Genomic DNA, 14,916 nt, shown 5'->3' on the forward strand with positions numbered 1-14,916 from the left:
GCGGCCAGGTGGCGCGCGGCGCGCGGATGGGCCTGCTGGGCAACCGTGACGTGATGGACACGCCGTTCAATGTCACCAGCTACACGTCGGAATTGCTGGCGAACCGTCAGGCCGTGACACTGGCCGACGCGCTGACGGTGGAGCCGTCCGTGCGCTTTACCGGCCAGATCGGCGGCGTGACCGATTCGTTCTACATCCGCGGCTTTCCCATCGGCGAAGGCAACCTCGGCGAAATCGCCTTTGACGGCGTCTATGGCGTCGCGCCCAACTACCACGTCTTCACCGACTACATCGAGCGCGTGGAAGTGCTGAAGGGGCCCGCTGCGCTGCTGTACGGCATGTCGCCCAACAGCGGCGTGGGCGGCGTCATCAACATGGTGCCCAAGCGCTCGCTGCCCGAGGACCTCACGCGCGTGTCGGCCGACTACGTCGGCGACTCGCAATTCGGCGCGCGGGCCGACCTGAGCCGCCGATTTGGCGACGCGGGGGAATGGGGCGTGCGGGTCAACGGCATGCAGCGGCAGGGCGACACGCCGCTGGACAACATGAGTTCGCGCACGACCATCGGCGCGCTGTCGCTGGATTACCAGGGCGAACGGCTGCGCGCCTCGCTGGATCTGCTGACGCAGCACGAGAAGATCGACGCGCCGACGCGACCGTTTCTGGTGGCGCCGGGCATTGCCGTGCCGCGTGCCCCGGACGGCCGCCGCAACGCCACGCAGCCGTGGGGCTGGTGGAAGTCCGACGGCCAGTCGGCGCTGCTGCGCGTGGAATACGACATCAGCGACCGCCTGACGGTGTTCGCGGACGCGGGCGGCTCGGACACCAGCGTGTCGCGCCTGTCGGACCAGACGCCCACCATCGTGAACGAGGCCGGCGACACCGTGGTGACGCCTAACAACTTCCGCTTTCAGGTCAACCGCAGCACCTACAACGCCGGGCTGCGCGCCAAGCTGGACACGGGGCCCGTGCGCCACGCGATCAGCTTCATGGGCAGCCTGTACAGCGACCGCAATCTGCAGGCCAGCGTGAACGGCACACCGCTCACGTCCAACATCTACCACCCGATCACGCGTCCGGAGCAGCACATTCCCGCGCCGGCCAACGTGCCCAAGGTGTCGTCGTCGGATCTGTCCGGCCTGGCGCTGGCCGACACGCTCAGCATCCTGGACGAGCGCGCGCAGTTGACGCTGGGCCTGCGCCACCAGCGCATCGAATCGCGCAACTTCAACGGCGCCACGGGCGTGCGGACCGTCAGCTACGACGAAAGCGCGACCACGCCGCTGGCGGGGCTGGTCATCAAGCCCTGGCACAACGTTTCGTTTTACGCCAACTACATCGAGGGCCTGAGCAAGGGCGACGTGGCGCCCGCCACCGCCACCAACGCGGGGGAAGTCTTCAAACCGTACAAGGCCAAGCAGAAGGAAGTGGGCGTCAAGGTCGAGCTGGACAACGCGATGGTGACGTTGAGCGCCTTCGAGATCACCAAGCCCAGCGGGCAGCTCACGAACGGCGTGTATGCGGCCGACAGCGAGCAACGCAACCGCGGGCTGGAATTGAATGTGTCCGGCGAACCGATGCGCGGCGTGCGCCTCTTGGGCGGCGTGACCTTCCTGGATGGCGAGCTGACGCGCACCAACAGCGCGGCCACGCAGGGCAACCGGCCGGTGGGCGTGCCGACCGTCGCGGTCAACCTGGGCGCCGAGTGGGACACGCCGTGGGTGACCGGGCTGACGTTGACGGGCGGCATGGTCTACACCGGTCGCGAATACATCAACCAGGCCAACACGCAGTCGGTGCCGTCGTGGACGACGTTCGACCTGGGCGCGCGCTATGCGCTCAAGGTCCAAGGCCGGGACGTCACGCTGCGCGCCAACGTCGTCAACGTGTTCAATCGGGCCTATTGGTCCGGCGTGGCCTCGTACGGCACGATCTCGCAAGGCGTGCCGCGCACCCTCATGCTGTCGGCGTCGATGGACTTCTAAGCGCCGGCAAACACCATGCACACCGGGCTGCCGACGGACAGCGCGTAGCCGTCGTGCGTCAGCATGCCGCTGGCCGGATCGATACGAAACCGCTGCAGCGTGTCGCTGTCTTCGTTCAGCGCGAAGACAAACCGGCCGTCGGGCGACAGCGTGAAAAAGCGCGGTGTCTTGCCGTGCGTGTGAGCGTGCTGGACGGTGGTCAGGCGGCCGGTGGAGGCGTCCACGCGAAACACCGCGATGCTGTCGTCACCGCGGTTCGACGCGTACAGATGCCGGCCATCGGCGTCCAGTGCAATGCCGGCGGCGCGGCTGTTGCCGGTATAGGAGTCGGGCAGGGTGGACAGCACCTGGAAAGGACGCAGCGCGCCTGCTTCCACGGCATAGGCCGTGACCGTGTTGTCCAACTCGTTGACGACGTACAGCCATTTCGCTGATGGATGAAAGACCGCATGGCGTGGGCCCGCGCCCTCGCGCGTGGCCGCAACGCTGGCAGGTTGCGCGCTGATGCCTTGCGCGTCGGCGGGATACAGAAACACCCGGTCCAGCCCCTTGTCCGGCACTGCCACATACTTGCCCGACGGGTCGAGCACGTTGAAATGCGGCTTGGAAAATGGCTGCTCCTTGCGGTGCGGCCCCGGTTCGCCGGCCAGCGGCACCGTCTGCGACACGGCTTGCAGCGCGCCGTCCGCCGCCACGGGCAGCACCGCGAGCGCGCCGGTCAGATGGTTGGACACCATCAGATAGCGGGCCGACGGCCCCAGCGCCAGATGGACGGGATTGCGGCCCTGGCAGTCCTGCATGTGCCAGGGCGTCAGTGTGCCGTCATGCGCATCGCGGTGCAGCGCGCTGACCTCGCTGCTGTCGCCGTGCACGGTGTACAGGATCGGCAGCGACGGATGCGGCAGCAGATACGACGGATTGTGCAGGCCACCCACGACCTGCTTGAGCGTCAGCGTTCCCGTCTCCGGCGCGTAGTCGAACACGCTGATGCCCTCGCCGCGGGCATTGCGTTCCCGGGTGGTCCGGGAACCGATATAGACATGCATGGCACGAGCCTCTTTTCAGCCAGTTGAAAACGGCCGCGCCATGCGCGGCCCTACGAAGTCAGGATGCCGCTGATGCGGGCCAGGTTGTCGAGCGTGCTGCGCAGATGGGCGGAAAGCGCCTCGGCCGCTTCGTCATTGCGCTCGCGTTCCAGCAGGTCCAGGATGGCCAGGTGCTGGTCGCAATGCTGCTGGTAGCGGCTGCGATCCTGCATCGAGCGGTAGGACAGCAGGCGGCGCACGCGATTGACGCGTTTGATCGTGTCGATGAAGAACGGATTGCCGGAGGCTTCCACCAGCGACTCATGAAAGCGCACGCCGCGATCGTGGAGCTGGTCGGCGGTGTCGGTGGCGATGCCGCCGTTCAGCAGGTGCATTTCCGCGGCGCGGCAGCGCGCCAGCACGGATTTTTCGATGCGAAAGCCGGGTTCGCGCAGCGCCGCCGGCTCCAGTGCCAACCGCAGCCGGTAGGACTGCAGCAGGCTGTCGGGCGTCGTCATCATGGACGAGAATTCCCAGCCGTAGCCCGGCCGGCGCTGTGCCCAGCCCTCTTGCGAAATGCGGCCCAGCAGCGCCTGTGTCTGCGCATTGGTCAGCGCGTAGCGCGTGCGCAGCAGCGCTTCGCTGCACTGCATCGGCAGTTCGCCGCGCAGCAGTTCATCGGCAAGTGCAAAGTACGTCTGCGTGACGATGTCGTCCGCCGATGGGGGCGTGATGTCGGCGGGGGCTTCGCCCGCGACATCGAAGTCGCGCAGCAGGAAGTACCCGCGGTTGGGCTTGCGCGCCACCACACCGTGCTGCTCCAAAATGCCCAGCGCATCGTTGACCGGCGAGCGCGACAGCCGCAGGCGGTCGGCGATCTTCTGCGCGCGCAGGTGCGCGCCCTCCTGCAGACGGTCTTCCTTGATGAGGTCCAGGATCTTCGTGACGGTATTGGTTTGCGCGCTCATGGGTGGCGGACGGCCGATGAAATGGTGTCCGACAGAATAGCGGGAATGACGCCGCCCATCTGCAACAGCCGGATCTCCAGCCGAGTCTCGACGGCCGCGGTGGCGGTCAGCGGCTCGGCCCGGCCATCTGCGCGCAGGACGCGCACGGGAATGGCGGCGCGGGGCGTCAGCGCGGCGGCCTCGGCGTCGATCTCGATCCGGTCGCCCGGCTGAAGTTGCAAGGTCGCGGGCGTAACGCCGTCGGGCAGGCGCAGCGGCAGGATGCCCATGCCGATCAGGTTGGACCGGTGGATGCGTTCGAAGCTGACCGCCAGCACCGCGCGGATGCCCAAGAGGCGCTGGCCCTTGGCCGCCCAGTCGCGCGACGAACCCGTGCCGAAGCGTGCGCCCGCCACCAGCACGACGGGCTGCGACGCCTTGGCGTAATGCGTGGCGGCGTCCCAGATGGGTTCCAGCCGGCCGCTGGGCGCGTGCAGGGTGTGGCCGACGGGGGCGGAGGGACAGAGCAGGTTGGTCAGGCTCTTGCTGTAGAACGCGGCGCGCATCATGACTTCCCAGTTGCCGCGGCGCGACGCAAACACGTTCAGGTCGTTGCGGTCATCGCCGCGTTGGACCAGGAAGTCCGCGATCAGGCTGTCGGGCGGGATGGCGCTGGCGGGCGACAGGTGGTCTGTCGTGACGTCGTCGCCCAGAACCAGCAGCGGATGCGCGGTATAACGGCCCAGCTGACTGCCGGCCTCGGTGCTGGCAAACGGGGGGCGTCGCAGCGCGGTGGACGCAGCGTCCCACGGAAACCGCGCCGACGCGGGCGATTGCAGGGCCTGCCAGGCGGAGTTGGCGCTGGCGATCTTGAACGCGGCGCGATAGTCGTCGGGACGCTGCCCAGCGGCCAGCGCGGCGTCGATCTCGGCTTCCGTCGGCCATAGCTCGGACAGGTGTACCGCGCGGCCATCGGGCGTCACCTGGACCGGCTCGCGGCTCAGGTCTCTTTCCGCGTCGCCGGCCAGCGCAAAGGCGATGACCAGCGGCGGCGACATCAGAAAACCCAGGTCCAGATCCGGATGGATCCGGCCCGTGAAATTGCGGTTGCCGGACAGCATCGCCACCGGGTGGATGGCGCCGTCCGCCAGCGCCTCCCGCACGACCGGCGGCAGCGGACCGGAGTTGCCGATGCAGGTGGTGCACCCGTAGCCGACGATGTCAAAGCCCACGGCGGCCAGGTCGTCCAGCAGACCGGCGCGCGCCAGGTAATCGGCGGCGGCGGGCGAGCCGGGGCCCAGCGAGGTCTTGACCCAATGCGGCGGCCGTAGCCCCGCCTGACGGGCCTTGCGGGCCAGCAGCCCGGCGGCCGTTAACAGGCGCGGGTCGGACGTGTTGGTGCAACTGGTGATCGCGGCAATGGCGATGGCGTGACGGGGCAGGGCGGACGGCGCACGCGGCGTGAAATCCAGCGCCGCAAGAATTTCGCGCGTCTGTCCGTAGGGGTGCAGGTCCTGCGGACGCTTGGGACCGGCCACGTGCATCTGCACGGCATCCAGCGCGATATCGACCACACGGGTGTAGCGGGGCTCGGCATCGGGGTCCAGCGCGATGCCGGTGCAACGCGCGTAGGCCTCCACACGCGCGATCTGATCTTCGGCGCGTCCGGTCTGGCGCAGGTACGCCAGCGTTTCGCCGTCGATCGGGAAGTAGCCCGTGGTCGCGCCGTATTCGGGCGCCATGTTGGCGACAACGCAGCGGCTGCCGGCGGGCAGCGTGGCCACGCCGGGCCCGAAGAATTCAACGAACTCGCCGGACACGTGGATGGCGCGCAGGCGCTGGGTGACGGTCAAGGCCAGGTCCGTGGCCGTGACGCCGGGCTGGAGCGCGCCGGTCAGCCGCACGCCGATCACGTCGGGAATGCGCAGCATCGTGGGCATGCCGAACATGACCGTCTGCGCTTCCAGTCCGCCCACGCCCCAGCCCAGCACGCCGATGCCGTTGATCATCGGCGTGTGGCTGTCGGTGCCGATCATCATGTCGGGATAGAGGTCGGTGCCGTCGGGACCGGGCTGCTGGCAGACCACCGTAGCCAGTTGCTCCAGATTGATCGTGTGCATGATGCCGGTGCCCGGCGGGTGGATGCGTACGTTCGACAGGGCCTTGGAGGCCCAGCGCAGAAAGCGGTAGCGCTCGGCATTGCGCCGCAGTTCGAGGTCCAGGTTGGCTTGCGCGGCATCGCTGCGCGCATAGGCTTCGACGGCCAGCGAATGGTCCACCGACACGTCCACCGGCAGCATGGGGTTCAGGACCGCCGGGTCAACGCCGGCCTCGGCCAGCGCGTCGCGCATTGCGGCAATGTCGACCAGAGCGGGCGTGCTGGTGGTGTCGTGCATCAGCACGCGGCCCGGTTGAAAGGCGATTTCGGATTCGCTGGTGCCGTGCGCCAGCCAGCCGAACAGCGCGGCGACGGCGGCGTCGCGTTCGGCGCCCTGCATGTTGCGCAGCGCGTTCTCCAGCAACAGGCGCAGCACGACCGGCAGCCGGAAGTAGTCCGCGCCGTATTCGGCTGGCAGGTCCAGGCAGCTGTACGAGGCGCCATTCAGCGTGAAGTGTGCGCGACGGAGCGGGGCATTGGTGTTTTCCATAGCTGCCAGTTTTGCATATTGACTGCATAAAATGCAATTAAGGACAAACCCGGCCGCGCATTGACGCTATGGCCCCATAGGAGACAGACATGCCCCCCATCCGTACCCTGGCCGCCGCCGCGGCCCTGGCGCTCGCCGCCTCGACCCCTCTGCAGGCCGCCGACTTGCCAGCCAACCGCCCGATCACCCTGATCGTGCCCTTCGCCGCGGGCGGGGGCGTGGACGGCATGGGCCGGCTGCTGGCCGAGCGCTTGCGCAGTGAACTGCCGCAGGGCGTGGTCGTCGAGAACAAGCCGGGCGCCAGCGGCATGCTGGGCGCCACCTCAGTCGTGCGTTCCGCGCCGGACGGCGCCACGCTCTTGCTGGGATCGGCCGGCGAGACCGCCATCAACCCGCTCGTCTTCAAGAGCAAGATGCAGTACCAGCCGGAAAAGGATCTGGCGCCCGTGGCGCTGATTGCCCGCGTCCCGAATGTGCTGGTCGCCAATCCCAAGCTGCCGGTTGCCAACGTCGAGCAACTGGTGGCCTATGGCCGCGCCCATCCCGACAAGCTGACGTATGCGACCAGCGGCGTGGGCAACCCGCAGCACCTGAACGGCGAGTTGTTGCAGTCGCTGGCGGGCATCAAGATGGTCCACGTGCCTTACAAGGGCGCCGCGGCGCAACTGGTGGACGTGGCGGCCGGCAGTGTGGATCTGACGTTTGTCAGCCTGGCCGGCGCGTTGCCGTTCATCAAGAGCGGCAAGGTCAAGCCGCTGGCGGTCACGTCCGCGAAGCGCGCGTCGTTCGCGCCGGACATTCCCGCGCTGGCCGAGTATGCGCCGCTCAAGGACTACGCGTTGGAAAACTGGTTTGGCGTCTTCGTGCCGGCGAATACGCCACCGGAGGTGCAGCAGAAGCTGGCCGCGGCCATCGACCGCAGCCTGAAGGATGAAAAATTCGTGGCCAGCATCCGTGAACTGGGCGGCGAAGTGCAGCCGATGAGCCAGGACGCGTTCCGCGCGTTCATCAAGGCGCAGACGGCGGTGTTTGCCAAGGTCGTGGCCGACGGCAACATCACGGCGGAAAACTGAAAACGGATTGTGCCGGGTGGCGGGTCGGCCCGGGGGGCAGTTCGTGGACGGGCGTTCGCGGCGGCGTGCACAGCGCTGCTGCCCGCTACGGCGCGTTGTGCAGCATCAGGTCAAGGCCCACGCGTTCGCCGCTGCGCACACGGCTGACGGCCTGGCGTTCCGTGACGCGGTAGATCCCCTGCGAGCCCGACACGGGACGGTGCGACGTCGCGATCACCACCCCATCGCCCAGGCCCAACGGCAGCACCATCGGGCGCGACTGCATGCGCGGGCGCTGCTCGGTCATGACAAGTTCGCCGCCCGTGAAATCCACGCGGGGCTCGGACAGCAGCACGATCAGCCGCAGCGGAAACACGCAGGCGCCGTCGGCATGCTGCAGCAGCGGCTGGTAGCCGGGTGCGGGCAGGCGCTGGATCGTGGACAGGCTGCGCGATTGATCTGAAAGGCGGTTTTGCTGGAGGTAGGCGGGCAGATCGTCGGGGTAGGAGACATCCACGTCCAATGCGCTTGCCCAGGCGCGCGCCACCGGTAGCAGGCGCGCGTAGAGATCGGCGCGCAGGCTGGCCAGCGGCGCCGGCAAGGGATCGGGCAGGACTTGCAGCGCTGCCAGCGCGCGTGCGTCAGCGGGCGCATAGAGCGCGGGCAGGCGCGCCCAGCCCTGCGCGTCCAGGTCCTGCGCGATGCGTATCCAGTCGTATTGGCCGAGGGGCCGGGAGGCGGGCGTGGTCATGGTCCGGGGCGCGTCATGGAAGGGATCGTGATCTTGGGCGTGGTCAATTTCATCGTCTTGCGCGTGGCAAACGTCCTGGGGCCAGGCGTTACCCGCCGGCGGCACGAATCCACAGCTTAGCCAGTCCGGCGCGCCCGGGCACTCCGCCGCTTGCTATCCGCTGGGCCGCACCAGCCGGCGGTCAGTTGCCGTGCAGTATGCTTACCGGCTTCATCGACACTCCCCCCGCTGCCCGCAATGACTGATTTTCCCTTTGACGCCGTGCTGTTCGACTGCGACGGTGTCCTGGTCGATTCCGAACCCATCACCAGCCGCGTGCTGACCGAGATGCTCAATGAATTGGGCTGGGGCATCACACACGCCGAGACGATGCAGATCTTTACCGGGAAGGCGGTCAAGGACGAACTGCCGCTGATCGAGGCGCGCACCGGCGCCACGATCGATCAGGCATGGTTCGACCAGTTCCGCCAGCGCCGCAACGACGCGCTGGACCGCGATCTCCTGGAAATCCCCGGCGCGCCCGACGCCGTGCGCGCCTTGCACGAAGCGCTGAATGGACGCATCGCCGTGGCGTCGGGCGCGGACCGCCGCAAGGTCGAGCTGCAACTGGCCAAGGTGGGCATCGCCGACTGCTTCGACGGGCGCGTCTTCAGCGGTCACGAGATGCCGCGCAGCAAGCCGTTTCCGGACGTGTATCTGGCGGCCGCGCAGGCGCTGGGCGTGGACCCGAAGCGCTGCGCAATCGTCGAAGATACGGTCACCGGCGCAACGGCAGGCGTGGCCGCCGGCGCCACCGTGTTTGGCTACAGCCCTGGCGAACTCGGCCACAGCGGCGCGCAGGCGCTGCGCAACGTGGGCGTGTCGCACGTGTTCACCGATATGCGCGAGCTGCCGGCGTTGCTGGCGGGCTGGCGGGCGCAAGCTGCCTGACGCGCATCCGCCGCGCCGGGCATCAACGCCCGTGCGTGGCGTACTGTTCGCCGCCATCCAGGTCGATCACGGTCCCGCTCAGATAACCCGCGCGCGGCGAGGCGCCAAAGACGATCATGTCGGCCACCTCGCCCGGCTCCATCAACCGCCCGAACGGTAGATCCGACAGTGTTTCCTGCCAGCGCGATTCATCGCCCCAGCGCGCCTGCGCGCGTTGCCGTGCCAGCGTCAGCACGCGATCGGTGCGCGTGCGCGACGGATTGATGCCGAACACCCGCACGCCGTGGCGCGGCGATTCGCCGCCCAGCGCCCGCGTGAAGGCAATGAGCGAGGCGTTGGCCGCCGCGCCGCAGATGTAATCGGCGCGCGGCGCCGAGCCCGCCATGCCGATGATGTTGGCAATGACGCCCGATCCCGCGTCGCGCATCGCCGGATAGTAGTGGCGCGCCAGGCTGATGTAGCCGTGCACCTTCAACTCCCAGCCCGCGCGCCAGCGTTCGTCCTGAACCTGATCCAGCGCGCCGCCCGGCACGGCGCCGGCGTTGTTCACCAGGATGTCGACGGGCCCCGTTTCCTTGCACAGGCGCTCGGCCGCGCCGGGTTGCGCCAGATCCAGCGTCACCGCGCCGGCCTGCCGCCCCGTCTGCTCGCGGATCGCAGCCGTGGCGCCATGCAGCGCGGCATCGTCACGCGCAACCAGTATCGGCTCGGCGCCTTCCCGCGCAAAAGCGATGGCGCACGCCAGACCGATTCCCTTGGAAGCGCCCGTGATGAGGACGCGTTTACCCGTCAGCTGCAAATCCATGTAGCGCTCCTGTCGATGCGCGCCGGTCGGCGCGGCCTTGCAGACGTTGTAAACCGGATGCGCGGCGCTGTGGCGCCCCGCGAAGATTTTTCTGGCGCCTTCGCATGGAATGCATCGCAGCGTGCCGCGCCGTCGTGTCGCCTGCTATGCTCGGTTTCTCCTCGGATCCAAGGACTCGTCGATGTCGCAAATCTGGCTGGAAATCTGGGCTGCAGTGCGTACTGAATTTGCCGATATTCCGGATGTGGCGGAGGCAACACGCATTGTGCTGCGCTTGAGCATGGCCGTCCTGCTGGGCGGCCTGTTGGGTTACGAACGGGAACGCAGAGGCAAGGACGCCGGCCTGCGCACGCACATGCTGGTGGCGCTGGGCGCGGCCATTTTCGTGCTGGTGCCGTTGCAGGGCGGCATGGAAGTCGGAGACCTGAGCCGCGTGCTGCAAGGCGTGATCGCGGGCATCGGCTTCCTGGGGGCGGGCGCCATCATCAAGCTGGGCGCCGAGCGCGAAATCCACGGCCTCACCACATCGGCCAGCATCTGGATGACCGCCGCCATCGGCGTGGCCGCCGGCATGGGCCGCGAGGCCACCGCCGTGGTCAGCACCTTGATGGCGCTTTTCGTGCTGGCCGTGCTGCGCCGCGTCGAGGCGCGCATTTCTGCAAGCCAGGAGAAACGCGTGATCTCGACGGACGACAAGGGATCGCCGTAGACACCGGAAGCGGATCCGCCCGGCGCAGTCTTGCCGGGCTGCCCGCTAATTACCGCCCGCTAATTACCGCCCGATACCTCGATGAACGACCCGCTGGTATAGCCAGCCTCGTCCGAAAACAGCCACATCACCGCCCCGGCCACTTCTTCCACGGTGCCGCCGCGGCGCAACGGAATGACGCTTTTCAGCCGGTCGACGCGGCCCGGCTCGCCGCCGCTGGCGTGCATCTCGGTGTAGATCGTGCCGGGGCGCACCCCATTCACGCGGATGCCTTCGGGGGCGACTTCCTTGGACAGCCCGATGGTCAGCGTGTCCATCGCGCCCTTGGACGCGGCGTAGTCCACGTATTCGTTGGGCGATCCCAGCCGCGCCGCGGCCGACGACACGTTGACGATGGCGCCGCCCTGGCCGCCGTGGCGCGGCGACATCCGGCGCACGGCTTCGCGCGCGCACATGAACGCACCAACCACGTTGGTGGACAGCACCCGTTGCAGCCGGGCGGCATCCATGTCCTCGACGCGCATCTGCTTTTCCAGGATGCCGGCGTTGTTGACCAGCGCGTCGATGCGACCCAGACGCTCGTCCAGCGTGCGGTACATGCGCAACACCTGGTCTTCGTGGGCGACATCCGCCTGAATTGCGACGGCCTTCCCGCCGTCGCGGGTGATCTCGTCCACGACCGCCTCTGCGGCATCGGCATTGGCGTGGTAATTGACGCCGACCGCGTACCCGCGGCGGGCAGCCAGCTTGGCGATGGCGGCCCCGATGCCGCGGCTGCCGCCAGTGACCAGCATGACTTTGGACATGGTTTCCTCCTGTGGTGGCATCTGTTGGGCCACACGTTAGCAAACGCGGGCGATCAGATCCATACGTCGTTGGGCGCACGGCGCGGCCCGCCTTCGTCGCCTGTGTTCGCGACGCCGCGCGGCTCGATCAGCATGAGTTGCACTTCCTGCGGCGCACAGGGCTTGTGCTCCACGCCCTTTGGGATCACGGTCATTTCACCGGGACCCAGTGCAATTTCGCCGTCACGCAGCGCGATCCGCAGATGGCCCGCGATGACGATGAACGTCTCGTCCGTGTCGGCGTGCGAGTGCCAGACAAAATCGCCTTTCAGCTTGACGAGCTTGAACTGGTAGTCGTTCATCTCGGCAATGACCTTGGGCATCCAGTGGTCGTGGATCAGGGCCAGCTTGGCGGCCAGATTGATGGAAGCGGGGAGGGACATGGCGGGCTCGTGGGGATGGAAAGCCCCACGATACGGCGGCGCCGGGCGTGCCGTCTTGTACGATCGAGCAGCTTTTGCCGATGCCCGCCGGGGCCGCGCGTCAGCCGTTCAGCATCCGCCGCCAGCGGTCGGGCGCCATGCCGTAGGCCTGCACATGGCGGCGCGTAAGGTGACTTTGATCGGTGAAGCCCGCGTCGGCGGCGGCCTGCGCCAGCGGCGTGCCCACCGCGATCAGCCGGCGCGCCAGGTCCAGGCGCCGCAGCATCACGTAGCGGTATGGGCTGGTGCCGAACAGCGCGCGGAAATCGCGCGACAGGCTCCAGCGATCCGTGCCCGCCGCGCGCGCAAGGTCGTCCAGCAGGATCGGCTGGTCCAACGATGCATGGATGAACTGCCGGGCGCGTTCGGATGCGGCGTAATCGGGCGCGCGCCGGCCGGTTCTGCGGCCCGCGGCGGCGCACAGCGCGTGCGCCAGTTCAAACAGCGCGTCATCTTCCTGTAGCGGATCGATGTCCTGGCCCGTGGCCTTAAGCAGCGCGCCGCTGGCCGCGTACAGCCGCGGATCGGCGCTGATGCCGTCGCGGATGAACGGCAGCGGCCGGCCGCCCAGGATCTGCTGGATCAGCGCCGGCTCTACATAGATCATCCGGTAATGAAAGCCCGCGTCGGTGCCGGCCTGGCCGTCATGCGCTTCGTCGGGATGCAGCACGATGGTGCCGCCCGGCAGGCTGTGTTGCATGCCGCGCCGGTAATGAAAACTTTGCACGCCGGCCAGGGTGCGGCCGATGGCGTAGGTGTCGTGGCGGTGCATGTCGTAGCCATGCCCGCCGAAGTACGCTTCGATGCGCTCCACGCGGCTAGACGGCGCGGCGCGCCGGATCCAGTCTTTGCGGGTCGCCTCGACGGCCATGAGCAGACCCTGCGGCTACGCCGGCTGCTTTAACTGGACCAGCACGAACTCGTTGCCGTACAGGTCGATGAAGTGGGCGTACGCGGCGGTCTCTTCCTGTACGGGTTCGCGCGTGAAGCGCACGCCCTTGGCCGAAAAGTGCGCGTGATCGCGCAGCACGTCGTCCGTGTAGAACACGCCGACCGGCTGGCCGCCGGTCTGGTCGCCCACGCGATCGCGTTGCGCCTGCGTCTGGGCCTGCAGCAGCCACATGCCCACCGAGGGCTGATCGTGCAGACGCAGATGCACATAGCGCTGCTGGCCGACAGGCATGTCGACAGACACCTCCATCCCGAGCTTGTCCCGGTAGAAGGCGATGGCGGTGTCGTAGTCGTTTACCAGCAGGACGAGACGGCCCAGCGTGTGCATATCAGGACTCTCTTCAAATGGATCGTGCGGCCATGCTAACCCACCAGGAAGTCTTTGACTTCAGTCGGCGGCGTCGGCCTCGCGCAGCAGGCGAACGCCGACCAGCGGATAGCGCGTTTCCTGCGTGTTCCAGTTGCGGTACGACGAGCGCGTGTACAGCGCCCACGTATGCCACGAGCCCCCGCGCCGCACGCGCACGTTGCCGGCTTCCGGACCCTGCGGATCATCAGTCGGGGAGTGGGCGTAGTAGTCCTCGCCGTACCAGTCCGCGACCCATTCCCATGCGTTGCCGTGCATGTCGTACAGGCCGAACGCGTTGGGCGCGTAGCTGGCGACCGGGGCGGTGAAGGTGTTGCCGTCGTGGCGCGGCGAGGCAAAGGCCTGCCACTTCGGCCACAGCGGGCTGGCGTCGGCATCAAAGCCGTTGCCCACATCCGGCATCGCGGCCGGGTCGTCGCCGTTCTGGTAGCGCGTGCGCGTGCCGGCCCGGCAGGCATATTCCCATTCGGCTTCGGTGGGCAGGCGGTACACGCGGCCTTCCGTCCTGGTCAGCCATTGCGCCAGCGCCTGCGCGTCGTTCCAGCTGATGTTCACCACCGGGTGATCGTCGCCCTGCACAAATCCCGGGTTGCGCCAGGAATACCGGCGGTCGCGGCCTTCGAAGGCGTCGCCCGATGCGGACGTTTCCGGATCGTACGCGGCGTTGTAGCCGTAGCCGCCGGTGCCGTCGGCCTCGGACTCCGGCACGTAGCCGGACGCTTCGATGAAGCGCCGGAACTGGCCCACGGTGACTTCCGTGCGCTCCAGGTAGAACGGCCGCGTGATGCGAACGGCATGCACCGGCGCTTCATCAAAGAGCTGGGCATAACGGTCAGGCGGATAGTGCGGATACGCGGCGGCGAGCGTGTCGGCGCCTTCGTCGCTGCCCATCTGGAACGTGCCCGCCGGCACACGGACGAACGTCATACCCAGCGAGTTCTCGACGATGTCGGGCGGGGTGGCCGACTGGACGGACGCGCAGGTCAGGGTGCAGAGCAGGGCGAAGGCAGTGCGGGTACGCATGGCAGTCCGACGGGTTAGGCCTGAGGGGTGCGCAATAGTAGGTCCGCTGCGCGGCCGCCGCCAGACATGGTGAACCCTCATGTTGGACGGACGCGTCGCCGGAAGCCGGAGCGTAGGATCGCCGGATCGCCGGATCCGGACTGCCGGACCGCCGGACTTCCGGGCGGCGGCCCCCTAAAAGGCCGACATCGGCGACGGCCTCCTGCTCAGTTTTCCCCCGCCCGCGCATCCAGCCATTGCCGCGGTGACGCGCCCAGCTTCTGGCTGAAGATGCGCGACAGGGCCGACGCGTTCGCGTAGCCCAGTTCGGCAGCGATCGTCTTGACGGCGGTGCCTTCCCGCAAGCGCGACTGCGCCAGCGTCAGGCGCCAGTCGGCCAGGTAGTCCGCCGGCGGCTGGCCGACCACGTGCTTGAACGCAGCGGCGAAGGCGCTGCGCGACATGCCCGCGCGGCTG

At 68.0% G+C, this 14,916-nt stretch carries 15 protein-coding genes; 4 read left to right on the forward strand and 11 right to left on the reverse strand.

Features of this window, described 5'->3' with window-relative positions; all coding sequences use genetic code 11:
* Positions 1 to 1,985, forward strand: a 1,985-nt coding sequence (locus B3446_RS01780) for a TonB-dependent receptor (RefSeq protein ID WP_291377008.1), incomplete at its 5' end; no start/stop codon positions are given.
* Here B3446_RS01780 and B3446_RS01785 read toward each other — a convergent pair.
* From B3446_RS01785 to acnA, 3 genes are read right to left on the reverse strand one after another with little or no spacing between them, the layout of a single operon-like run.
* On the reverse strand, positions 1,982 to 3,031 hold the full coding sequence (locus tag B3446_RS01785) for a lactonase family protein (protein WP_291377010.1): 1,050 nt from the start codon (positions 3,029 to 3,031) through the stop codon (positions 1,982 to 1,984). The two genes, B3446_RS01780 and B3446_RS01785, sit on opposite strands and share 4 nt — an antisense overlap.
* 50 nt (positions 3,032 to 3,081) lie before the next feature.
* Complete coding sequence (locus B3446_RS01790; RefSeq protein ID WP_175137681.1) at positions 3,082 to 3,978, reverse strand: GntR family transcriptional regulator; 897 nt, start codon at positions 3,976 to 3,978, stop codon at positions 3,082 to 3,084.
* On the reverse strand, positions 3,975 to 6,605 hold the full coding sequence (acnA, locus tag B3446_RS01795; RefSeq protein ID WP_291377012.1) for an aconitate hydratase AcnA: 2,631 nt from the start codon (positions 6,603 to 6,605) through the stop codon (positions 3,975 to 3,977). The genes B3446_RS01790 and acnA overlap by 4 nt, the downstream gene beginning before the upstream one ends.
* Positions 6,606 to 6,694: 89 nt before the next feature.
* Between acnA and B3446_RS01800 the strand changes: the two genes are divergently transcribed.
* Complete coding sequence (locus tag B3446_RS01800; protein WP_291377014.1) at positions 6,695 to 7,678, forward strand: Bug family tripartite tricarboxylate transporter substrate binding protein; 984 nt, start codon at positions 6,695 to 6,697, stop codon at positions 7,676 to 7,678.
* An 85-nt stretch (positions 7,679 to 7,763) separates the two neighbouring features.
* Here B3446_RS01800 and B3446_RS01805 read toward each other — a convergent pair whose 3' ends face one another.
* Positions 7,764 to 8,408 carry a 2OG-Fe(II) oxygenase gene (locus B3446_RS01805; RefSeq protein WP_191576143.1) on the reverse strand — a complete coding sequence of 215 codons (645 nt, stop codon included), beginning with the start codon at positions 8,406 to 8,408 and terminating at the stop codon, positions 7,764 to 7,766.
* A gap of 237 nt (positions 8,409 to 8,645) precedes the next feature.
* Between B3446_RS01805 and B3446_RS01810 the strand changes: the two genes are divergently transcribed.
* On the forward strand, positions 8,646 to 9,338 hold the full coding sequence (locus tag B3446_RS01810) for an HAD family hydrolase (protein ID WP_191576142.1): 693 nt from the start codon (positions 8,646 to 8,648) through the stop codon (positions 9,336 to 9,338).
* A gap of 22 nt (positions 9,339 to 9,360) precedes the next feature.
* Here the strand turns inward: B3446_RS01810 and B3446_RS01815 are convergent, their stop codons facing one another.
* The gene (locus tag B3446_RS01815; RefSeq protein ID WP_291377018.1) at positions 9,361 to 10,143 is read right to left on the reverse strand and encodes an SDR family oxidoreductase; all 783 of its coding nucleotides are present in this window, start codon (positions 10,141 to 10,143) and stop codon (positions 9,361 to 9,363) included.
* A gap of 181 nt (positions 10,144 to 10,324) precedes the next feature.
* On the opposite strand from B3446_RS01815, the gene B3446_RS01820 reads away from it, so the two are divergent.
* Positions 10,325 to 10,852, forward strand: coding sequence for an MgtC/SapB family protein (locus B3446_RS01820; protein WP_191576140.1), 528 nt, complete (start codon positions 10,325 to 10,327; stop codon positions 10,850 to 10,852).
* Positions 10,853 to 10,911: 59 nt separating this feature from the next.
* Here the strand turns inward: B3446_RS01820 and B3446_RS01825 are convergent, their stop codons facing one another.
* From B3446_RS01825 to B3446_RS01850, 6 genes are all read right to left on the reverse strand, one after another.
* Positions 10,912 to 11,658 carry an SDR family oxidoreductase gene (locus B3446_RS01825; protein WP_291377020.1) on the reverse strand — a complete coding sequence of 249 codons (747 nt, stop codon included), beginning with the start codon at positions 11,656 to 11,658 and terminating at the stop codon, positions 10,912 to 10,914.
* Positions 11,659 to 11,711: 53 nt separating this feature from the next.
* On the reverse strand, positions 11,712 to 12,080 hold the full coding sequence (locus B3446_RS01830; protein ID WP_175137687.1) for a cupin domain-containing protein: 369 nt from the start codon (positions 12,078 to 12,080) through the stop codon (positions 11,712 to 11,714).
* A 100-nt stretch (positions 12,081 to 12,180) separates the two neighbouring features.
* Entirely contained in the window at positions 12,181 to 12,990 is an 810-nt protein-coding gene (locus B3446_RS01835; protein WP_291377023.1) for an AraC family transcriptional regulator, read from the reverse strand.
* Positions 12,991 to 13,005: 15 nt separating this feature from the next.
* Positions 13,006 to 13,398 (reverse strand): VOC family protein, encoded by a 393-nt coding sequence (locus B3446_RS01840; protein WP_175124421.1) that lies wholly within the window; start codon positions 13,396 to 13,398, stop codon positions 13,006 to 13,008.
* A 60-nt stretch (positions 13,399 to 13,458) separates the two neighbouring features.
* A complete protein-coding gene (locus B3446_RS01845; protein ID WP_291377026.1) occupies positions 13,459 to 14,460 on the reverse strand; it encodes a formylglycine-generating enzyme family protein in 1,002 nt (333 codons plus the stop codon).
* 206 nt (positions 14,461 to 14,666) lie between these two features.
* Positions 14,667 to 14,916 (reverse strand): helix-turn-helix domain-containing protein (locus tag B3446_RS01850; protein ID WP_291377028.1); only part of this gene is annotated, 250 nt, incomplete at its 5' end.

Source organism: Achromobacter sp. UBA5777 (assembly GCF_002418565.1).
GTDB classification, from domain to species: Bacteria; Pseudomonadota; Gammaproteobacteria; order Burkholderiales; family Burkholderiaceae_B; genus Achromobacter; species Achromobacter animicus.

Bases quoted from the DNA above. Each gene is read 5' to 3' on its own strand.
- B3446_RS01785 (WP_291377010.1), bottom strand. From the start codon at position 3,031: ATGCATGTCTATATCGGTTCCCGGACCACCCGGGAACGCAATGCCCGC.
- B3446_RS01790 (WP_175137681.1), bottom strand. From the start codon at position 3,978: ATGAGCGCGCAAACCAATACCGTCACGAAGATCCTGGACCTCATCAAG.
- acnA (WP_291377012.1), bottom strand. From the start codon at position 6,605: ATGGAAAACACCAATGCCCCGCTCCGTCGCGCACACTTCACGCTGAAT.
- B3446_RS01800 (WP_291377014.1), top strand. From the start codon at position 6,695: ATGCCCCCCATCCGTACCCTGGCCGCCGCCGCGGCCCTGGCGCTCGCC.
- B3446_RS01805 (WP_191576143.1), bottom strand. From the start codon at position 8,408: ATGACCACGCCCGCCTCCCGGCCCCTCGGCCAATACGACTGGATACGC.
- B3446_RS01810 (WP_191576142.1), top strand. From the start codon at position 8,646: ATGACTGATTTTCCCTTTGACGCCGTGCTGTTCGACTGCGACGGTGTC.
- B3446_RS01815 (WP_291377018.1), bottom strand. From the start codon at position 10,143: ATGGATTTGCAGCTGACGGGTAAACGCGTCCTCATCACGGGCGCTTCC.
- B3446_RS01820 (WP_191576140.1), top strand. From the start codon at position 10,325: ATGTCGCAAATCTGGCTGGAAATCTGGGCTGCAGTGCGTACTGAATTT.
- B3446_RS01825 (WP_291377020.1), bottom strand. From the start codon at position 11,658: ATGTCCAAAGTCATGCTGGTCACTGGCGGCAGCCGCGGCATCGGGGCC.
- B3446_RS01830 (WP_175137687.1), bottom strand. From the start codon at position 12,080: ATGTCCCTCCCCGCTTCCATCAATCTGGCCGCCAAGCTGGCCCTGATC.
- B3446_RS01835 (WP_291377023.1), bottom strand. From the start codon at position 12,990: ATGGCCGTCGAGGCGACCCGCAAAGACTGGATCCGGCGCGCCGCGCCG.
- B3446_RS01840 (WP_175124421.1), bottom strand. From the start codon at position 13,398: ATGCACACGCTGGGCCGTCTCGTCCTGCTGGTAAACGACTACGACACC.
- B3446_RS01845 (WP_291377026.1), bottom strand. From the start codon at position 14,460: ATGCGTACCCGCACTGCCTTCGCCCTGCTCTGCACCCTGACCTGCGCG.